We start from the raw sequence: 18,527 nt of genomic DNA on the forward strand, positions 1-18,527 counted from the left end.
ATCAGGACTCGGGGTAACGGGAACGCAGGTGCTCCAGGTAGGCGGTGGTGTCGCGGTGCGGGTGGTCCTGGGCACCGCGGCGGTGCAGGTCGAGGCCTCCGTCGGGGTGCAGGCGCAGCGTCGTGGTGGCTCGCCGGACCGGCTCCGCCGGTCTGCTGTCCGCGAGGTCCAGCACGGGTGTGCCGGGCGGGAACATCGCGAGGGCGTCGGCGGTCGAGGCCACCGGCGGGTGGCCGGTGCGGTTCGCGCTGCTCACGTACAGCAGGGGGAACGAGTCCAGCACCGGGCGCACCGGCGCCCAGCGAGCGCCGAACAGCAACGTCCAGGCGTCCCTGGTGGCGGGCGCCAGCCAGGCGGGAACACCGGGCGACGTCGGTACGAGCAGGGTGACGTGCTCGTCGCCGAGCAGCCGGTGCGCCAGGGCGACAGCGGCGGGCGCGAGCGTCGTCGCCGAGATGATCTCGGTGAGGACGTCGGGGCTGTGCGCCCACACCGCGACGGCCTGGTCGGCCGGTCGGCCCTTGGCGGCGTTGACCGCGGCCGGGGTCGTGGCGGTGACGACGTGCGTCAGCGGGACCGGGTTCGGCAGGACCACCGCCGCGTTCCTGGCCAGTGCGGCTCGCACACCTTCGATGTCGGCGATCACCGCTGCAACGCTCCCGCGCGCACGCCGTCGAGGTAGTGGGCGAAGGCCTGGTCGTCCACGACCGCGTGGCCCTGCTGGTAGGCGCGCGACTTGACCCAGGCCATCGCCGCGCGAGCGCCGGTGACGTCGAGCTCGTGCCCGAGGCGGCCGGCGACGGCGGTGACGACACGGGCGCTGGCCAGGTGGGTGAGCACGACGCTCGGGGTGATGCCCAGCTGTTCCGGGGCGAAGGGCTGGAACAGCTCGGGGTGCACGAACGGAGTGCCGGTGGAGATCGTGCCGACACCGGTGCCCACCACCGGGGTCGTCACCCCCAGCGGAACACCGATCTCCTCGGCGACGGCCTGGGCCAGGCCGGGCAGCCGGGTCAGGTCCGGAGGCGTGCACCACGGGTCCGCGTCCTCGCCGAGCAGCACCTTCGCCCGGTCGGCGCGGTAGGCCAGCAGGAACAGCACCTGCTCGGTCGCCACCAGACCGGAGCGCTCGGCAACGCCCAACCAGGAGGAGGACACCACCCGCGCGCCACTGCCCAGGGCTTCCAGCGTGTTGGCCAGGCCCAAGCCGAGGTCGTTGTGCGCGTGCGAAGCGAGCACCACACCTTCGGAGCGCGCAGCCGCGAACATGGCCCCCGCCTCGGCGGGCAACTGGTCTCCCACGGTGTCCGCGAGGAACACCACACCCGCTCCCGCTGCCGTCAGCTCACGCGCGGCGTCCGCGAGCAGACCGTGATCGGCACGGGACGCGTCGGCCAGGCACACGTCCACCGCGACCCCGGCACCCAGCGAGTCGCTCACGAGGGCGGCACCCGCGCGCACGGCCTCAGCGGCCCGCCGGTGCGTCATCACTTCCGACATGGCCTCCGATGCCGGGACCACGAGCATCACCCGTGCGTGCGCGACGCCGTGCACGGAAGAGATCGCTTGCCGCACGTCCGCAGCCGTGCCCCGGCACACCGCCGCGGGACTCACCGTTCCCTCGGCCTCCACCGCGACCCGGCGCACGGCCTCGAACTCCTCCTTGCACACCGCGGGGAAACCGGCGGCGAACACGACGTGCCGAGGACCGTCCTCACCGAACACCGCCCCCTGCTCGCGCGCCAGCCACACCCGGAAGTCAGGGCTCATCAGCGTCTTGCCCTGCGCCCCGTCCCGCGCCGACTCCTCCCAGAGCACGACCTTGCCCGCCAACGCCGATTCCCGCACCACATCCGGCTCAGCTGTCATTGCGCACCGTTGCCAATCTCTTCTCGTCAACTCGGACGCCCGCACGCCGCCGTTGCGCGGTGTTCTCCCGGTGAAGCCGACTCTGCTCGGGAGGTATTTCGCGCAGAAAGAACTCCTCACCCGAATGCGGTGAATCGTCGCGGCGCCGACGCCTCGATCCTGAAGCGGTCCGACCGCCCGCACATCACGGAAAGCCGCAACGGCGAGAAGATCCGCCGACCCTCATCTGTGCGGGTGCCGCCCTTCGGCTGATGCGCACCCAGGCTAACCAGCGGCGCATCCGCCCTACTGCGGAACTCCGCAGTACTGGCGGCGAACCTGGACGCCGCGGACCACGACCGTGACGACATGTTCACCCACAAGCGGTGGTGACGTCGGGAAATCGTCACCGGAAGCCGAACGGAAGACCTCGCTTCAGCCGCCGGAGCGTGACACAGATCGCAGATCGGCGAACAAAGCGGTGCGGTCGTCCACGACATCGACAACGGCTTCCCCTGGCGCGGCGAACTCCGGGCATCGGCCGAAATGCCGATGTCGCCAGTGGACGGCCACCGGCACTCTGAGCCGCATGATCTACAGCTTTCCCGCCGGGCTGCTGCTCGGCGTGCTGACCAACCTCGGACAAGGCGTTCTTCCCGGCAGTGTCAACTCGCTGGCCAACTCCGGCGCCATCTGGGTCGTCGCGGCGTTCATCGCCGGCGCTCTGTCCCGGCGCCCGATCCTCGCCGGCACGCTGACGCAGGTCGGCGCGGTCGTCGGCTACTACGGGTACGCCGAACTCTTCCGCGACGGCATGGGCGACCTCTACGCGCCGTCGGTGTGGCTGGCACTGGCTCTCGTCGCGGGCCCGCTCTTCGGGACAGCCGGCGGTTGGTGGCGGCACGGCCGGAGTTGGCGGCACTGGACAGGCGCGGGAGCCCTGGGCGCGGTGTTCGGGATGGAGGGCCTGTGGCACCTGTTCGTGCTGGGTTACCGCGACACCGGGATCACCGCCTGCGCGCTCGCGGTGGTGTTGCCGTTGCTGATCTCGCGCAACCGCCGGCTCGGCCTCGCGGTCTCAGCGGGGCTCTCGTTCGTCGCACTGGGCTGCCTGCTGTTGATCTCGCTCGTGACCGGCCTGTAGGCCGCGCTTCCGCCAGATGGGCACCTGACTGACAGCACGGCCTCGGTGCAGCGCCGCGGGCCCGGTGAAGATCCGCCTCGTCATGGTGCGGTCACGACGAGAACGGCGTTCTGGCCGCCGAACCCGAACGAGTTGCTGACCGCCACCCCGTGCGGCACAAGCCGAGGTGCCTTCGCCACGACGTCGAGCTCGATCTTCGGGTCGAGCGTGTCGAGGTTCGCCGTCGGCGGGACGACGCCGTCGCGAAGCGCCAGAATCGTGCACACGGCCTCGATCGCCCCCGCAGCGCCCAAAGCGTGTCCCATGACGCCCTTGGTGGAGGTCACCGCCACGCGGTCGCCGAACACGCGCTGGATCAGCCCGGCCTCCGTGGCATCGTTGATCTTCGTCGAGGTGCCGTGCGCGTTGACGTGGCCGACATCCGCCGCCACCAGACCCGCGTCGTCCAGTGCTGAGCGAACCGCCCGCTCCACCGCGGCACCGGACGGGTCGGGAGTCGTCGCGTGATGGGCATCCGCCGACGCGCCGTATCCCCTGATCACCCCGTGCACGCGAGCACCTCTGGCCCTTGCGTCGGCGATGCGCTCCAGCACGAGGATCGCAGCCCCCTCCGCCGCCACGAAACCGTCGCGATCGGCGTCGAAGGGCCGCGACGCGGCGTTCGGGTCCGAGGTGCGGCGGGACAACGCGCCCATCCTGGTGAACCCGGTGATCATCGTTCGACCGAGCGCGGCCTCTGCGCCTCCGGTGATCACCACGTCGCAGCGTCCGCTGCGCAACAGGTCGCGTGCTGTCCCGATCGCCGTGGCACCTGACGCGCAGGCCGTTGCCGTGACGAGGTTCGGACCGCCGGCACCGCACTCCATGGCGAGGTGGCCCGCCACCATGTTGGGTGCGCACATCGGCACGAGCAGCGGGGAGACCGCACTCGGGCCGGCGGAGTCGAGCTGGCGCTGCTGCAGTTCGTAGGTGTGCACACCGCCCAGTGCGTTGCCGAGCACCACGGCGACCCGTGCTCCGTCCCAGGTGGACTGGTCGAGACCTGAGTCGTGCAACGCCTCCCGCAAGGCCACGACCGCGAGCTGTGCCGACCGGTCCAGCCTCCAGGCCGCGCTCCTGCCCAGCACGGCATCCGGGTCGAATCCCGGCACCCGGCACGAGAAGTCGACGGGCAGGCCCGCGAGAAGCGGGTCGTGGCTTCCTGCCGCCTCCGCCGCGAGAACGCGTCGCCAGGAGGGCTCGACACCGATGCCCGCCGGCGTCACCAGACCGAGCCCTGTCACAGCCGCTGGGAAACCCGCACCCGGCCACGACATCAGGCGGTGACCGCCCTCGCGTCGATCAGCTCCGCGACGCTCTGGACGGACTGGTCGGGGGTGATCTCCTGCTCGTCCACCTCGACGCCGAACTCCTTCTGGGCGACCATCGCCAGCTCCACCAGTGCGAGCGAGTCGAAGTCCAGCTCCTCGAAGGTGATCTCGCCGTTGACCCGCTGTTCGGACGCGCCGAAGTGCAGGACGAGCAGCTTGGTCAGCCGGTCCAGCGTGTCGTTGTTGCTCATGATGCGGTTCTCCAGGATGTGAGTGGAACTCGGTGGTGGGGTGGCGTCCGGGTCAGCCGAGGTCGACGTCGGGCCAGGTGATCACGGTGGAGCCCCAGCTGAGGCCCGCGCCGAAGGAGGTGATGAGGACGCGGTGGCCGGGGACGACGTCACCTGCCGCGGCCGCGTCGGCGAGGACGAGCGGGATGGAGGCGGCGACGGTGTTGCCGACCCGGTCGACGTTCCTGACGACACGGTCTTCCGGCACCTCGAGGTTGCGTGCCACCGCCGAGAGGATCCGCGCGTTCGCCTGGTGGCAGGCGAACCGGTCCACTTCCTCGATCCGCCAGCCGGCGTGGGCGAGCACCTTGGTGGCGGACTCGCTCATCCTCGTGACGGCGTTGCGGAACACCGGCGGACCGTCCATCCGGAAGTAGGCGTCCGCGGGGTCGGGAGGCCGCCCGGAACCGCGCTGCCTGGATCCACCGGCAGGCACGATGAGCAGGTCCGCGTTCGTCCCGTCCGAGCCGAGGTCGAACGGGCCGAGCGCGCCCGGCTCGTCAGCCGTCCCCGCACGGAGGACCACCGCGCCCGCGCCGTCTCCGAAGATGGCGGCGGTCGTGCGGTCGTGCGGGTCCAGCACGGTGGTGAAGGTGTCCGCGCCGATCACCAGCACGCGCTCGGCGGTCCCCGCGGCGATGTGCCCGGCGGCCGTTGCGAGTGAGTACACGAACCCCGCGCACACCGCGTTCAGGTCGAAGGCGGGCACCCCGGCCATCCCGAGACGGCTTGCAACTTCTGGGGCGGTCGACGGGCACGGGTGGTCCGGTGTCGTGGTGGCCACGACCACCAGATCCGCGTTCGCACCACCCGCGGACTTCAGCGCGCGAGCCCCCGCCTCGACCGCGAGGTCCGAGGTCGACGTGCCCGGCTCGATCACACGGCGCTCGCGGATTCCCGTCCGGGACCGGATCCACGCGTCCGACGTGTCGAGTTGCCGAGCGAGGTCGTCGTTCGTCACCACCCTCGGCGGCAACCACGTCCCGATCCCGCACAGAACTGCGGCACGGCGGTGATCCGCTGTCATGCGTTCTCCCGTTGGTCCACGGGGTGAGGCTAGGTCGGAGCCGAGCCGACCCGGCCTGCGGAAATCCGCAACCTCGTTCGCGAATCCAATCCTCGACGCCCTCACCTGCTGAATCGGAGCTCATTGGAAATCAAATGACGTGGGCAAGTCCCGAATGGACCTCAGCGCGAGCCGCTCACCTTGGACCGAAAGGATGAAAACAATGCCGCAACCTTGCATTTGGACGAAAACCCTGCCGCTCGGACCTGCGGGGCAGAGCACTGCGGTACTCCGCAGTGCGAGATCTCCCGCCCCGCCGCACTGTCGTCCTTGCTCCGGCCGCTCAGCGCACCCGTGGCGGTGCTGCACAAGGCTCGCCTGCCTTGTCACAAGATCGAGGAACGTCGCTCTCCCCGAAGTCGACAGGAACAGGAATTCCGTGACAACGACGCACACGACCGCCGCGCTGACGCCGGTCAAGCTCGGTGCCCGCAACGCACTGGGCGCACTCGTGGATCCTGGCAGTCTGCTGGAGTTCGGTGCCGAGGCGACGCACCAGTGCACCGCTTTCGGCATGCAGGAGAAGCGACCCGCCGGTGACGCCGTGGTCACCGGCACCGCCGAGATCGACGCGCGGCCGGCGGCGGTGTTCGCGCAGGACGTCTCCGTGCTCGGCGGCACCCTGGGCGCCACTCACGCGCAGAAGATCGTCCAAGTGCTCGACCAGGCGCACCGGGCCCGGTGCCCCGTGGTGGGCGTGCTGGACTCCGGCGGCGCGCGCATCCAGGAGGGCGTCTCCGCCCTGGACGGATACGCGTCGATCTTCCGCCGCAACGTGGCCCTGTCCGGCCGCGTCCCGCAGATCAGCGTGATCCTCGGCGCATGTGCCGGTGGTGCGGCCTACTCCCCCGCGCTGACCGACCTGATCGTGATGGACCGCCGGGCCCACATGTTCCTCACCGGCCCGAAGGTGGTGCGCAGCGTGACGAGCGAAGAGGTCACCGCCGAGGACCTCGGCGGCGCCCACGTCCACTCGGCGATGTCAGGTCTCGCGCACCTCGTGACCGAACGTCCAGAGGACGCGTTCCCGTTGGTCCGCAGGGTGCTGTCCTACCTGCCCAGCTCCTGCTGGGACGAACTGCCGCTGCACCTGGCACGAGACCCGGAACTGGTTCCCGAGGTCCCCGCGGAGCAGCGCAAGACCTACGACGTGCGGCAGGTCGTCCGCGGGCTGGTCGACGCGGACAGCTTCCTCGAGCTCCAACCGCACTACGCCCCGAACATCGTCATCGGCTTCGCGCGCCTCGACGGGATGCCGGTGGGCGTGGTGGCCAACCAGCCGAACACGTTGGCCGGCACGCTCAACACCCGTGCGGCCGAGAAGGGCGCGCGGTTCGTGCGGATGTGCGACGCGTTCGGCCTCCCCCTGGTCACCCTGGTCGACACACCGGGGTTCATGCCGGGGAAGGCGCAAGAAACCGACGGCGTCATCCGCCGCGGAGCCAAGTTGTTGTACGCCTTCGCGGAAGCCACGGTGCCGCGGGTCACCGTGATCCTGCGCAAGGCGTACGGCGGGGCGTACATCGTGATGAACTCCAAACAGCTCGGTGCCGACCGCGTTTTCGCTTGGCCGACGGCGGAAATCGGAGTGATGGGCGCGGAAGGTGCGGTGGAGATCGTGTTCCGCCGCGAGCTCGCGGCGAATCCGGACAGGCGCCAGGAGCTGCTCGACAACTACCGCGCGGAGGCACTCTCACCGGCTCTGGCGACTTCCCGCCAGGCGGTCGACGCCATGATCACTCCTGCGGAGACCCGCGACGCGATCATCAAGGTCATCCGTCCGCTGATGCGCGCCCGGAAACCTGGTCACAGTCACGACAACATGCCGCAGTGACGACACCCGAAGCCTCGGCGACCACGAGCCCATCTGGAGGCAACGTGCTTTCGCAGCAGGATGCTGCCCTTTCCGCGAAAGCGATTTCATGCTGCACCGAATGTGCTGCCGGAGCACCTGACTTCGGTTCCGCCGAGCTCTTCTCCCACGGACAGCCGCACGCCGTGCTGAGCCGGTTCCGCGAAGCCGCGGCTGTGCACAGGCTCGCGTCCGCCGCTGTCGGCGACGAGTTCTGGGGCGTCTTCCGCGCCGAGGAGTCGAAGGTCGTCCTGGGAGACGACGACGTCTTCCTCTCCGGTCAGGGTGTCTTCCCGTGGAACGGGCCCGCCAACCCGGACCCGTTGCGCGGCAGCATCCTGATCGCCACGGATGGCGAACATCGAGCCGTCGTGCGCTCCGCCATGAAGGACCTGTTCACCAAACGGCGCGTCGAGACGCGTACCGCGGCTTTGACCGAAGCGCTCGAACGCCTGGTGCGGCCCCGCATCGACACCGCGGCGTTCGACTTCAACGCCGACATCGCATGGCCGCTCGCGCTGGCGTCCATGGCCGATCTCCTGGGGCTGGACGAGATGCGGATGTCCGAGGTCGGCGACCAGGTCGCGGGCATCCTCGGTGACACGGGCCCGGAGGCCTTCACCGGTACCGACCGGGAGACGGCGCGCCAGGCCCTCGCCAAGGCGGCGGGCATCTTCAGCGATCTGCTGGTGGGACACCGCAACGCCGGGCAGAACAACCTGATCGGCCACCTGCACGAGGCAGAACGCGCCGGCCGGATCTCGCGCAAGGACGTGCTCTCCAACCTGATCGGTGTCGTCGTCGGAGGCACCGTCGCACCTCGTCTGGCCTTCACGGGGCTGGCCGTGCTGCTCGCCAGGGAGCCGCACTGGCACCCCCGCCTCGCCGCCGCGCCGGAGCTGGTGCCCGGTTTCGTCGACGAGGCGCTGCGCTGGACCGCACCGACCACCACGATCGGCAGGACGGCGGGTCGTGACGTGGAGCTGGGCGGACGGCACATCCGCCGCGGCGACACCGTGCGGGTGGTGCTCGGCGCGGTTCTGCGGGATCCGCGCTGCTACCGGAGTCCGGACGTGTTCGACCCGCTGCGCGGGCAAGGCACGGGCATGGCCTTCGGTTTCGGGCCGCACCACTGCCTGGGCGCCGTCATCGCCCGGTCGCAGCTGACCGCGCTGCTGGAGTTCTTCGTGGAGAACCGGCTTCGCGTCGTCCTGACCGGACCACCGACCACGACCAGGTCCAACACCTTCACCGGCTACCGGACCGCACCTGTGCGGCTGCTGCAGGACGGACCGAACCCGGTCTCCCGCTGACCGCCACCACCACCGAACAACGGAGATCGACATGAGCGACCGCCTCGCCGGAACGAACACCGAAGCGGAGAACGTGATCATCGACGTGCTCGCCGAGCTGCTGATGCTCGCGCCCGAGGACGTCCCGCTGGACCGGTCGTTCGCCGACGTCGGCGTGGACTCGATCCTCGCCGTCGAGTTCGTCAGCATGCTGCGCACCAGGTTCGACGGTGTCATCACGGTCGACACCGTCTACGACAACGACAGCGTGCGCCTGCTGGCGGCTGCTCTCAAGCCCGTCGTCACGGGGTGACGGGGTGGGAAGCCGAACCGGTCGCGAGGAGGTCTTCGCCGTGCTGAAGGAGCAGCTGCTCGAGGTGCTGCCGGACCTCGACCCCGCCGCGGTCGTGCCCAGCGCCAGCATGAGCTCGCTCGGTGCCGATTCGATGGACCGGATGGACGTCGTGGTCGGTACCGTCGAGGCACTGGGCATCGACGCGGCGTTGCACCGGTTCGGTGACGCCGCGAACCTCGGCGAGCTGACCGAGCTGCTCCTCGAAGAGGTGCCGTCATGACCGCGGTCGGCGTCGAGGACATCGGCGCCTACTTCGGCACGGCCCGGGTCGAGGTCGACGAGCTGTTCCAGGCCCGCGGCCTGGAACCGGCGAGGCTCGCGAACCTGTTGATGCGGCGCAAGAGCGTTGCGCTGCCGTGCGAGGACATAGTCACGATGGCGGTCAACGCCGCTCGACCGGTGCTCGACCGCCTCGGCGCGGAGGGCAGGGCGACCATCGAGACGGTGGTCGTGGCGACCGAGAGCGGTGTCGACCTCGCGAAGTCCGCCGCGGCGTTCGCTCACGCCTTTCTCGACCTGCCGAAGACGTGCCGGGTGTTCGAGGTCAAGCAGGCCTGTCACGGCGGAGCCGCCGCTCTCCAGATGGCGGCCGCTTCGCTCGCCGCCTCGTCGAGGCGCGGCAGGGCGCTGGTCATCGCCGGTGACGCGCCGATTCCCGTCCAGGGCAGTTACGCGGAACCCAGCCAGGGCGCCGGAGCGATCGCGGTCCTGCTCGGCGAGCCACGCCTCGCGCGGTGGCACGCGGACCGCTATGGCCTGTGGAGCTTCGACAACACCGACTTCCGCCGGCCGGCGGTCGACGTCGACGTGATCAACGTCGACCTGTCCATCATGTCGTACATCGACTGCCTCATCGGCTCGTACAAGAACTACTCCGAGCACACCGAGTCCGATTTCGGCACGTCGTTCGACGCGCTGGCGATGCACACCCCGTTCCCGGGAATGGTGCGCGGAGCGCACCGCACCGCAGCACGGCGACTGTCCGGGATGGACGCCGCCGAGATCGACCTGGACTTCAAGAAGCGGGTCAGCGCCTCGCTGGAGGTCCCGGCCGAGGTCGGCAACATCTACTCCGGCTGCACCCTGATGGCCCTGGCGAGCTCGTTGCGCCACCATTCGACGACGACCGGTCACGAGCTCGGCGTCTACTCCTACGGAGGCGGGTGTTCGTCCGAGTTCATCGGTCTCACCGCTTCCGCGGACACCGACGGCACTCCGGCGGCAGCACAGCTCGACACCGCGCTGTCCGCGCGAACGAAGATCAGCGTCGAACGCTATGACGCCGTGCTCGACGTTGCTCGCCGCACCCTGCCGGGCACACCGGACGCCGATGACTGCCTCCGCGGCGTCAGCGACCTCGTCACCGCGGCCGCACGCACCACAGGGCCGTTGCTGATGCTCGGTTCGATCAAGGATCACCACCGGGAGTACCTGTGGTGCGACAAGGACATGACATGACATCCGACGGTCTTCGAGTGGTCCCCAAACCGGGTCACCTCGTGCTGGAGCTCAACGACGCCGAGTCCCGCAACGCGCTCACGCCGGCGTTGATCGCCCGGCTGCACGCCGCGTTCGACCAGGCAGAGGCCGACCCGGGCTGCCGCGCCGTCGTACTCCTCTCCGACGGCCCGGTCTTCTGCGCCGGCGCGCACATCACCGAGCTCGGCGAGGCCGAGTTCACGGGGTTGACCACCGGTCTGTGGCACCTGCTCACCCGGATGAGCTCGGGACCGGTGCCCACCATCGCCGTCGTGCAGGGCTGGGCCAGTGGCGGTGGGGTCGGTCTGGCCGCGGCCTGCGACGTCGTGATCGCCTCGCCCGAGGTGACCTTTCAGCTCACGGAGGTGTTCTTCGGCATGCTGCCCACCATCATCATGCCGTGGATCGCCCGCCGCGTGGGACAGCACAGGTCGCTCCGGCTGGCGATGCTCGCGGATCAGCTCACCGCCGCCGAGTCCGAGCGGATCGGGCTCGTCGACGTCGTGAGCGACGACCCGCGGGCGGCGATGCGCAAGGTGCTGCTCTCGTTGCGCCGCTCGGACCGCGACACCCTCGCGGACCTCAAGCAGGCGCACCAGGTCCTGTTCCCGGCCGACAACCGGTACGGGTTGATGGCCGAACGGATGTTCGGCGCGCGTCTGAACGATCCGAAGGTCTCCCAGCGGATCACGGCGCTGGTGGCGGAGGGGTTGTTGTGAGCGACGACAGCGCGGTTCCCGAGCAGGTGTTCGGACCGATCTCCGTGGAGTTCGAAGCGCCGATCGCCACGGTGCGCTTCGCCGATGCCGAGAACGGCAACACGTTCCGCAGGGAGTGGCTGGACCACCTCTTCCAGGCGGTGGAAGCGGCGACCGGCCACCCGGACACCCGTGTGGTCATCGCGGCCGGCATGTCTTCCGTGTTCTGCGCGGGAGCGACCAGGGAAACGCTGGTCGGGATCGCCGACGGTCTGCCGCTGCCGGAGTACCGGCGTTTCGCCAGGGTCTTCGCGACGTGTCCGCTGCCGGTGGTCGCCGAGATGCAGGGCCACGCGCTGGGCGGCGGACTCGTGCTCGGGCTCTACGCCGATGTCGCCGTGCTGAGCGAACGGTCCTACTACGCGGCCAACTTCATGCAATACGGCGTCGCACCGTACGTCGGAGCGACCTACGTCGTCCCCGCCAAGATCGGGGAGGCGCTGGGCACCGAGATGTTGCTGACCGCACGCGGTTACCGCGGCATCGAGCTCAGGCAACGCGGCTGCGGTGTGCAGGTGGTCGCGCACGACGAGGTGCCGGCCACGGCCCGGAAACTGGCCCTGATGATCGCCCGTTCGCCGCGTGCCAGTCTCGAACTGCTCAAACGCGAGCTGATGGGCAAGTGCCTCGCGGGATCGGACGCGGCGATGGACAGGGAGCTGGAGCCGCACATGACCTCCCGCGAACTGCCCGATGTCGTCTCGCTGACCGAAGAGGGTTACGGCTTGCTGCGGACCACGACGTCATGACCACGACGTCATGACCGCGCCGGCGGCCCGGGCCGCGGTCGCGGTGCGGGCCGCCACCGTGCTCACCCCTTCGCTCAGCGGCCTCGACCAGCTCGCGGACGTGCTGCTGTCCGACGGCGAACCACCTCCGGTGCACCGGGGTTGGGTGGGTCTTCTCGACGATCCGGAGGTCCACCACCTGGATGCAGGGGACGCCGCGCGGGTGCGCCGCGCCACGAGGTGCAGCGCCGATCCGGCCAGGACGGCGGCGGTGGCCGCTGTGCGGTGTGCCCGCGAGGCCGGGCTGACGGCGTCCGAGCTCGCCGGGTGCGCGCTGATCGTGGCAGGCAACAACCTGGCCATGGACTACCAGGCGCGCACGGTGCTGGACGAGGTGCGCGGTGTCCGTCGGGTGCGTCCCACCCATGCCGTGGCCTACCAGGACACCGACACCGTGGGTGTGGTGAGCGAGCTGCTCGGCCTGCGTGCCGAGGGGTGGACCGTGGGCGCCGCGTCGGCCAGCGGAGCGGTCGCGGTCATCCAGGCGATGCGCCTGCTGCGCGCCGGCGACGCGCAGCGGTGCCTGGTGGTCGCTCCCGCAGGCGAGCTGTCGCCGACCGAAACACGCGCGCTGAGCACCAGCGGCGCACTCCACCCCGGCCCGGAACCGGTGTGCCGGCCGTTCGACGAGCACCGGGAGGGTTTCGTGCCGGGAACGGCCGCGGCGGCGGTCGTCCTGGAACCAGCCGGCCGGACGGCACGGGAACCGCTGGCGGTTCTGCTGGGCGCCGGGCAACGGCTTGACGCCCGGCGTGGCGCTGCACCCGACCCGGCCGGGCAGGTCGAGGCCATGCGCGCCGCGATGCTCGCCGCCGGGATCGAACCCGCCGATGTCGGTTATCTCAGCGCGCACGCCACCGGTTCACGGGTCGGAGACGAGTGCGAGGCCAGCGCCATCGCCCAGGTCTTCGGCGTCGGTGCGGGGCCGCTCGTCAACTCCACCAAGGCTTTCCTCGGCCACGCACTCACCGCGGCGGGCTTGGTCGAGCTCATCGCCACCGTGGTGCAGCTGCGGAGCGGCCGGGTGCACGGCAACCCGAACACCAGCAGTCCCATGCCCGGTGTGGGCGGACGTCTGGCGGGGCGCACCTCCAGCCAGCTCGACCGGCGGGTGGCGCTCACCAACAGCTTCGGTTTCAGCGGCATCAACACCTCCATCGCACTCACCACCGAGACCATCCAGACGGGGGAAACCCGATGACCGTCGTTTTCCTGTTCCCAGGACAGGGCGTGCAGCGTCAGAACATGGGGGTCGAGCTCTTCGCGCGGTTCCCCGCCCTGACCGGAGCCGCCTCGGCGACGCTCGGCTACGACCTGCGTGAGCTCTGCGCCGATGAGGAGCGGCTCGCCCAGACCCGCTACACCCAGCCCGCAACCTACGTGGTCAGCGCCCTGGCACTGCGCGCCGCCCGCGAGGACGGGCTGAGCCCCGATGTCGTGCTGGGGCACAGCCTCGGTGAGTACAACGCCCTGGAGGCAGCGGGGGTGTTCGGCTTCCTCGAAGGGCTCGAGCTGGTCCGGCTGCGCGCCGAGATCACTTCCAAGGCGGCTGCCGGCGCGATGACGGCCGTGCAGGGGCTGGCGGAGGAGACCGTCTGCGGAGCACTGGGCGAGCCGCGGTTGCGGGGCGTCGAGGCCGTCAACTTCAACTCGCCGACGCAGACGGTCCTGGCAGGTCCCGAGAGCGCTCTCGCCTCGGCGGAACAGGTGATGCGCGACCTCGGTGCCGCGGACGTGCGGCGACTGGCGATCACCGGGGCGTTCCACAGCGGTCACATGCGGGACGCCGCGGCTGACTTCGGGGCGCAGCTGGAGCGGTTCTCCTTCGAGGAGCCCGCCATTCCGGTCGTGTCCAACGTGACCGCGCGTCCGCACAGCGCGGCGGACGTCGCCGATTCCCTGGTCCGGCACGTGCACAGCCCGGTGCGCTGGCACCAGTCCGTGACGTGGGTGGCCGAGAACTTCCAGGACGTGTCCTTCCACCAACCGGGCGTCAGCCAGGTGCTGGTGAGGATGTTGCGGCAGATCCCCGCCGCGGCGAACCTGCTCTCCATCACCACGGGAGGTGCGCGGTGAGCGCCGGCGGAGCAGCGCCGGTCGCCATCATCGGCATGGCCGCGCGGGTGCCCGGTGCGGAGGACGCCGACGCGTTCTGGCGCCTGCTCGCCGAGGGCAGGTGCACCTCGGCCCCCGCGACTCCCGGCCGGTTGCACGACTACCGCGCCGACCTGGGCGGCACACCGGACCCGGTGGTGTCCCTGCTGCCGGACGTGGGTGACTTCGAGCCGGGACTGTTCCAGATCACGCCGCGGATGGCCGTCTGGATGGACCCCCAGCAGCGCCTGATGCTCGAAGCCACCTGGCACGCCTTGGAGAGCGCCGGCCTGGCACCCGACTCGCTCGCCGGCCGCGACGCCGGGGTGTTCGTCTCCACCACGAGCTCCGACATGCGCGACCGCGCCGCGGACCTGCACCTCGTCGACCGGTACAGCGCGATCGGGCTTCTGCTGACCTTCGCCTCGGCACGGATTTCGCACCAGTTCGACCTGCGGGGCCCCAGCATCACGCTGGACACCGCCTGCGCGGGCGGTCTGACGGCGGTGGCCCAAGCGGTGTCGGGGCTTCGTGCGGGTGAGTTCGACCTGGCGGTCGCCGGGAGCCCGAACATCTACCTGCACGGCCACATGCAGGCCGTGATGCACCGGTTCGGCGCTCTGTCGCCGACAGGGCAAGCCCGGTGCTTCAGCGCGGACGCCGACGGCTACGTCCGCGGTGAAGGGGTGTTCTGCTTCGTCCTCAAACGCCTGGAGGACGCGGTGGCCGACGGTGACCCGGTGCTCGCGGTCATCAGGGGGAGTGCGCTGAACCACGACGGCCGGCGTGGCACGCTGACGCGTTCCGACGCCGAGTCCCAGGTGGAGCTGATGAGCCGCGCGCTGGCGCAGGCAGGTCTGCCTCCTTCCGCACTGGGGTACATGGAGTCGCACGCGGCAGGCACCGGCAAGGGCGACCCCGTCGAAGTGCAGGCCGTGGTCGATCTGCTGCGGTCGGAAGAGGGACGGACGACCGCAGCCGGACCCGGCGGCAAGCTGTGGATGGGGTCGGTGAAGGGCAACATCGGTCACCTCGAAGGCGCGGCGGGGGCGGCGAGCCTGGCCAAGGCGGTGCAGGTCCTGCGTTATCGCACGATCCCGCTCACCGCCGGTTTCACCACGCCGCACCCCGACATCCCCGCGAACCGCGATCCGGTGGACATCGCGGCACGAGCGGTTCCCTGGCCTGACGGCCCACCCCGCAGGGTCGGCATCACCGCACTGGGAGTCGGTGGGGCCAATGCCCACATCGTGCTGGAAGAAGCGCCGGAGCTCGACAGCTGCGGCCGGCACCGGTCCGGCCGCCTGCCCGTGCCGGTGAGCGCACGCACCGAGCGCAGCCTGCACCGGTTGCTCACCGAGCTGGCCGACCTGCTCCCCCACGGCAGGCAGGACCCGTCGGGCGGACCGGGGCTCGCGCCACCGGACTTCACCGCCGCCGTGTGGACCCTCCAAACGGGACGTGCCCAGTTGGCCCAGCGGGTCGTCATCCTCGCCGAGGACGCGGGTGAGTTCGCGGTCGCGGCTCGTGCATTCGTAAGCGGCGAGCCGCATCCGTTGGTGCTGCACGACACAGTCGACCCCGCGGAGCTGACGACCGCTGACCACGACGTGCCGGAGCCGGAGCTGCGGGTCGCCGCTCGCTGGCTCACCGGCGAGCGCGTCGAGTGGGACGTCCTGTGGCCGGAAGAGCAGCGCCCGCGCCGAGTTCCGCTGTCCGCCTACCCGTTCGACCGGATCTCGTGCTGGCACGAGTCCTTCGGCTCACTCGGCTCTTGAGGAGAGTGCTCTGGAACGTAGTATGAGCACGCTTCCACCGAGCGACGGCGCTGCCTCCACCGGCAGTCCACCCACAGCCTTGTGTTGACGTGACCACTGCCACCAGTGACCCCTCATCAGCCACCGGGTTCCGCCACTGCGGGCGGTCACCACGATCGGAGCACGACCTTGCGGATCCTCTTCACCGTCGCGAACTCACCGTCCCACATCCGGGCGCTGGTACCGGTCATGAGAGCCGCTCAGGCTTCAGGGCACACGGTCGGGATCGCCACCGCCGCGACCTCCGCCCAGGACATCACCGCCTACGGGTTCGACCACCTGCCGGCGGGGGTCGACATCCTGGACCTCGTCGAGCGGACGCTGGCGGAGTCCGGTGGAACGTTCGCGGAGCTCTCGGCGATGGAGAGGACGGTCGACTTCTTCATCGGCCCTCCGGCCGAGGCGATGGCGAAGGACGTCATCGCCTCGGGGTGGAACCCCGACGTCATCGTCCGCAGCACGCTCGAGTTCGGCGGTGTGCTCGCCGCGGAGGTGCTGGGCGTGCCGCACGCCTCCGTCGCGATCGGTGGCGCGATCAACGTGATCTCGCCGCCCTCCACGCTCGCGCCGCTGATGGCCCCGCTCCGGGCCTCGTTCGGCCTGCCGCCCGATCCCACCGGGGAGGCCGGCTTCCGGCACCTGCACGCCTGCCTGATGCCCGAGACCTACGACCCGGCAGAGGCCGCCGTGCCCCGCTCCAAGTCCTACCGGCACGAGCACCCCGGAAGGCGGGGCGAGGCGTTGCCGCCTGTTCTGACGGGTCTGCCCACCGACAAGCCGTGGGTGTTCGCGAGCCTGGGCACGCTGTCCGCGTTCGCGTCCGACGGCCTCTCGCTGCTCAAATCCGTCGTCACGGCCCTGGCGCAGCTGGACTGCGTCGCGGTGGTCAGCACAGGACGCGGCGTCGCGCCCGAGGCGTTCGGCTCCCTGCCGTCCACTGTGGTCCTCGTGGAGTCAGTTCCCCAGCCGCTCCTGCTGGAGTGCTGCGATCTCTTCGTCACGCACGCCGGTCACAACAGCGTCCGTGAAGCGATGCGATGTGGCGTCCCGCTCGTCTGCATGCCCATGTTCTCGGAGCAGCCGTACAACGCAGGCAGGTGCGCGGAGGCCGGCGTCGGCGAGCAACTGCGCACGGACGCCATGAGTGCCGACGACATCTTGGCCGCCTGCCGGGCAGTTCTGGAGGACCCGCGGTACCGGGGCAACGCCAGGCGGATCCAGCGCGACATGCTGGCCCTGCCGCCACTCGAGACGTTCGTCGCTGACCTGCAGTCGTTGGTGGAAGACGAAAGCAGGCGTTCGAACCGCTCCCGGTCCTGACTACGGGTTCACGGCGAGGAACAGGAACGCCGCCAGCAGCACCAGGTGCACGCCGCCCTGCAGCCGGGTCGCGCGTCCTGGCACCACGGTCAGGACGCTGACCAGGACGGTGAGCAGCAGCAGGATCATCTGCGTCGAGCCGAGACCGAGCAGCAGCGGGCCGTCGAGCCACACGGTCGCGAGCGCGATGGTCGGGATGGTGAGGCCGATGCTCGCGATGGCCGAGCCGTAGCCGAGGTTGAGGCTGGTCTGGATGCGGTCGCGCAATGCGGCGCGTGCGGCGGCGATGGTCTCGGGCAGCAGCACCAGCAGTGCGATGACGACACCGACGAACGACTGCGGGAAGCCGACCGCGCGCACGCCGGCCTCGATCGCGGGTGACTCGATCTTCGCGAGGCCGACGACGGCGACCAGCGCGACGAGCAGCAGGAACAGCGACATCAGGGCGGCTTTGCCGGACGGCGCCTCGGCGTGCTCGTCGGCCTCGATCACGCCGTCGGCGTCGACGGGCAGGAAGAAGTCGCGGTGCCGGACGGTCTGGGTGAAGACGAACATCCCCCACAGCGCGAGCGAGGCGAGTGCGGCGAACGCGAGCTGCGGGCTGGAGAACTCGGGGCCGGGCGTGGTGGTGGTGAACGTCGGCAGCACGAGCGTGAGCGCGGCGAGGGCGATCACGGTGGCGAGCGCGCCGCCGCTGCCCTCGGCGTTGAAGAGGGTGGTGCCGTGCTTGAGCGCACCGAGCAGCAACGCGATGCCGACGATGCCGTTCGTGGTGATCATGACCGCCGCGAACACCGTGTCACGGGCGAGTGATGCCGCCTCCGGGCCGCCGGACACCATCAGCGTGACGATCAGGGCCACCTCGATGACCGTCACCGCGACCGCGAGAACCAGAGATCCGAACGGCTCCCCCACTCTCAGCGCCACGACCTCGGCGTGGTGCACGGCCGCGAGGACGGTCACGGCGAGCACGACGGCGATCAGGACCACGAACACGGGCCCGAGGTCGCGCCCCCACGTCACAGCGAGGAGCAGCACGCCGAGAGCGGGGGCGATGGTCGTCCAGGAGAGCAGGGGGAAGCGCGAGGTGGTGGCGGCCATGATCACACCCTCG

Annotated in this window: 18 protein-coding genes; 12 read left to right on the top strand and 6 right to left on the bottom strand. The window is 70.3% G+C overall.

Annotated elements, in window-relative coordinates:
- Position 1: 1 nt before the first annotated feature.
- Both AB0A63_RS03525 and AB0A63_RS03530 read right to left on the bottom strand, forming a co-directional pair.
- A complete protein-coding gene (locus tag AB0A63_RS03525; RefSeq protein ID WP_360384853.1) occupies positions 2 to 646 on the bottom strand; it encodes a hypothetical protein in 645 nt (214 codons plus the stop codon).
- The gene (locus tag AB0A63_RS03530) at positions 643 to 1,869 is read right to left on the bottom strand and encodes a 2-isopropylmalate synthase (protein WP_360384855.1); all 1,227 of its coding nucleotides are present in this window, start codon (positions 1,867 to 1,869) and stop codon (positions 643 to 645) included. Before AB0A63_RS03530 ends, AB0A63_RS03525 begins: the two co-directional genes overlap by 4 nt.
- 460 nt (positions 1,870 to 2,329) lie before the next feature.
- Here AB0A63_RS03530 and AB0A63_RS03535 point away from each other — a divergent pair, with 460 nt between their 5' ends.
- A complete protein-coding gene (locus AB0A63_RS03535) occupies positions 2,330 to 2,992 on the top strand; it encodes a DUF6518 family protein (RefSeq protein WP_360384857.1) in 663 nt (220 codons plus the stop codon).
- An 80-nt stretch (positions 2,993 to 3,072) separates the two neighbouring features.
- On the opposite strand, the gene AB0A63_RS03540 is transcribed toward AB0A63_RS03535, so the two are convergent.
- Genes AB0A63_RS03540 through AB0A63_RS03550 form a run of 3 tightly spaced genes read right to left on the bottom strand, consistent with a single transcriptional unit; the run spans position 3,073 to position 5,619 of the window.
- Complete coding sequence (locus AB0A63_RS03540) at positions 3,073 to 4,275, bottom strand: beta-ketoacyl-[acyl-carrier-protein] synthase family protein (RefSeq protein ID WP_360384859.1); 1,203 nt, start codon at positions 4,273 to 4,275, stop codon at positions 3,073 to 3,075.
- A 32-nt stretch (positions 4,276 to 4,307) separates the two neighbouring features.
- Positions 4,308 to 4,553, bottom strand: coding sequence for a phosphopantetheine-binding protein (locus AB0A63_RS03545; protein WP_360384861.1), 246 nt, complete (start codon positions 4,551 to 4,553; stop codon positions 4,308 to 4,310).
- 52 nt (positions 4,554 to 4,605) lie between these two features.
- On the bottom strand, positions 4,606 to 5,619 hold the full coding sequence (locus tag AB0A63_RS03550) for a beta-ketoacyl-ACP synthase III (protein WP_360384863.1): 1,014 nt from the start codon (positions 5,617 to 5,619) through the stop codon (positions 4,606 to 4,608).
- A 418-nt stretch (positions 5,620 to 6,037) separates the two neighbouring features.
- Between AB0A63_RS03550 and AB0A63_RS03555 the strand changes: the two genes are divergently transcribed.
- From AB0A63_RS03555 to AB0A63_RS03605, 11 genes are all read left to right on the top strand, one after another.
- Positions 6,038 to 7,492: an acyl-CoA carboxylase subunit beta gene (locus AB0A63_RS03555; protein WP_360384865.1), complete on the top strand. Its 1,455-nt coding sequence runs from the start codon at positions 6,038 to 6,040 to the stop codon at positions 7,490 to 7,492.
- 194 nt (positions 7,493 to 7,686) lie between these two features.
- Entirely contained in the window at positions 7,687 to 8,823 is a 1,137-nt protein-coding gene (locus tag AB0A63_RS03560) for a cytochrome P450 (protein WP_360384867.1), read from the top strand.
- Between the two features lie 31 nt (positions 8,824 to 8,854).
- The gene (locus AB0A63_RS03565) at positions 8,855 to 9,115 is read left to right on the top strand and encodes an acyl carrier protein (protein WP_360384869.1); all 261 of its coding nucleotides are present in this window, start codon (positions 8,855 to 8,857) and stop codon (positions 9,113 to 9,115) included.
- Between the two features lie 4 nt (positions 9,116 to 9,119).
- Entirely contained in the window at positions 9,120 to 9,377 is a 258-nt protein-coding gene (locus AB0A63_RS03570; RefSeq protein WP_360384871.1) for a phosphopantetheine-binding protein, read from the top strand.
- Positions 9,374 to 10,615 (top strand): hydroxymethylglutaryl-CoA synthase, encoded by a 1,242-nt coding sequence (locus AB0A63_RS03575; RefSeq protein WP_360384873.1) that lies wholly within the window; start codon positions 9,374 to 9,376, stop codon positions 10,613 to 10,615. Before AB0A63_RS03570 ends, AB0A63_RS03575 begins: the two co-directional genes overlap by 4 nt.
- Positions 10,612 to 11,355 carry an enoyl-CoA hydratase/isomerase family protein gene (locus AB0A63_RS03580; RefSeq protein ID WP_360384875.1) on the top strand — a complete coding sequence of 248 codons (744 nt, stop codon included), beginning with the start codon at positions 10,612 to 10,614 and terminating at the stop codon, positions 11,353 to 11,355. Before AB0A63_RS03575 ends, AB0A63_RS03580 begins: the two co-directional genes overlap by 4 nt.
- Positions 11,352 to 12,143 (top strand): polyketide synthase, encoded by a 792-nt coding sequence (locus AB0A63_RS03585; RefSeq protein ID WP_360384877.1) that lies wholly within the window; start codon positions 11,352 to 11,354, stop codon positions 12,141 to 12,143. The genes AB0A63_RS03580 and AB0A63_RS03585 overlap by 4 nt, the downstream gene beginning before the upstream one ends.
- Before the next feature lie 10 nt (positions 12,144 to 12,153).
- Complete coding sequence (locus AB0A63_RS03590; protein ID WP_360384879.1) at positions 12,154 to 13,383, top strand: beta-ketoacyl synthase N-terminal-like domain-containing protein; 1,230 nt, start codon at positions 12,154 to 12,156, stop codon at positions 13,381 to 13,383.
- A complete protein-coding gene (locus AB0A63_RS03595; protein ID WP_360384881.1) occupies positions 13,380 to 14,258 on the top strand; it encodes an acyltransferase domain-containing protein in 879 nt (292 codons plus the stop codon). Before AB0A63_RS03590 ends, AB0A63_RS03595 begins: the two co-directional genes overlap by 4 nt.
- On the top strand, positions 14,255 to 16,054 hold the full coding sequence (locus AB0A63_RS03600) for a polyketide synthase (protein WP_360384883.1): 1,800 nt from the start codon (positions 14,255 to 14,257) through the stop codon (positions 16,052 to 16,054). The genes AB0A63_RS03595 and AB0A63_RS03600 overlap by 4 nt, the downstream gene beginning before the upstream one ends.
- A gap of 228 nt (positions 16,055 to 16,282) precedes the next feature.
- Entirely contained in the window at positions 16,283 to 17,413 is a 1,131-nt protein-coding gene (locus tag AB0A63_RS03605; RefSeq protein ID WP_360384885.1) for a glycosyltransferase, read from the top strand.
- On the opposite strand, the gene AB0A63_RS03610 is transcribed toward AB0A63_RS03605, so the two are convergent.
- Positions 17,414 to 18,514 (bottom strand): ionic transporter y4hA, encoded by a 1,101-nt coding sequence (locus AB0A63_RS03610; RefSeq protein ID WP_360384887.1) that lies wholly within the window; start codon positions 18,512 to 18,514, stop codon positions 17,414 to 17,416.
- Positions 18,515 to 18,527 lie beyond the last annotated feature (13 nt).

Origin of the sequence: Lentzea sp. NPDC042327 (assembly GCF_040647275.1) — a bacterium.
In the GTDB taxonomy this organism is placed as follows: Bacteria; Actinomycetota; Actinomycetes; order Mycobacteriales; family Pseudonocardiaceae; genus Lentzea.

Coding starts and splice junctions, on each gene's coding strand:
- AB0A63_RS03530 (WP_360384855.1), bottom strand. CDS start 1,869: ATGACAGCTGAGCCGGATGTGGTGCGGGAATCGGCGTTGGCGGGCAAG.
- AB0A63_RS03545 (WP_360384861.1), bottom strand. CDS start 4,553: ATGAGCAACAACGACACGCTGGACCGGCTGACCAAGCTGCTCGTCCTG.
- AB0A63_RS03595 (WP_360384881.1), top strand. CDS start 13,380: ATGACCGTCGTTTTCCTGTTCCCAGGACAGGGCGTGCAGCGTCAGAAC.
- AB0A63_RS03580 (WP_360384875.1), top strand. CDS start 10,612: ATGACATCCGACGGTCTTCGAGTGGTCCCCAAACCGGGTCACCTCGTG.
- AB0A63_RS03565 (WP_360384869.1), top strand. CDS start 8,855: ATGAGCGACCGCCTCGCCGGAACGAACACCGAAGCGGAGAACGTGATC.
- AB0A63_RS03550 (WP_360384863.1), bottom strand. CDS start 5,619: ATGACAGCGGATCACCGCCGTGCCGCAGTTCTGTGCGGGATCGGGACG.
- AB0A63_RS03590 (WP_360384879.1), top strand. CDS start 12,154: ATGACCGCGCCGGCGGCCCGGGCCGCGGTCGCGGTGCGGGCCGCCACC.
- AB0A63_RS03610 (WP_360384887.1), bottom strand. CDS start 18,514: ATGGCCGCCACCACCTCGCGCTTCCCCCTGCTCTCCTGGACGACCATC.
- AB0A63_RS03575 (WP_360384873.1), top strand. CDS start 9,374: ATGACCGCGGTCGGCGTCGAGGACATCGGCGCCTACTTCGGCACGGCC.
- AB0A63_RS03605 (WP_360384885.1), top strand. CDS start 16,283: ATGAGAGCCGCTCAGGCTTCAGGGCACACGGTCGGGATCGCCACCGCC.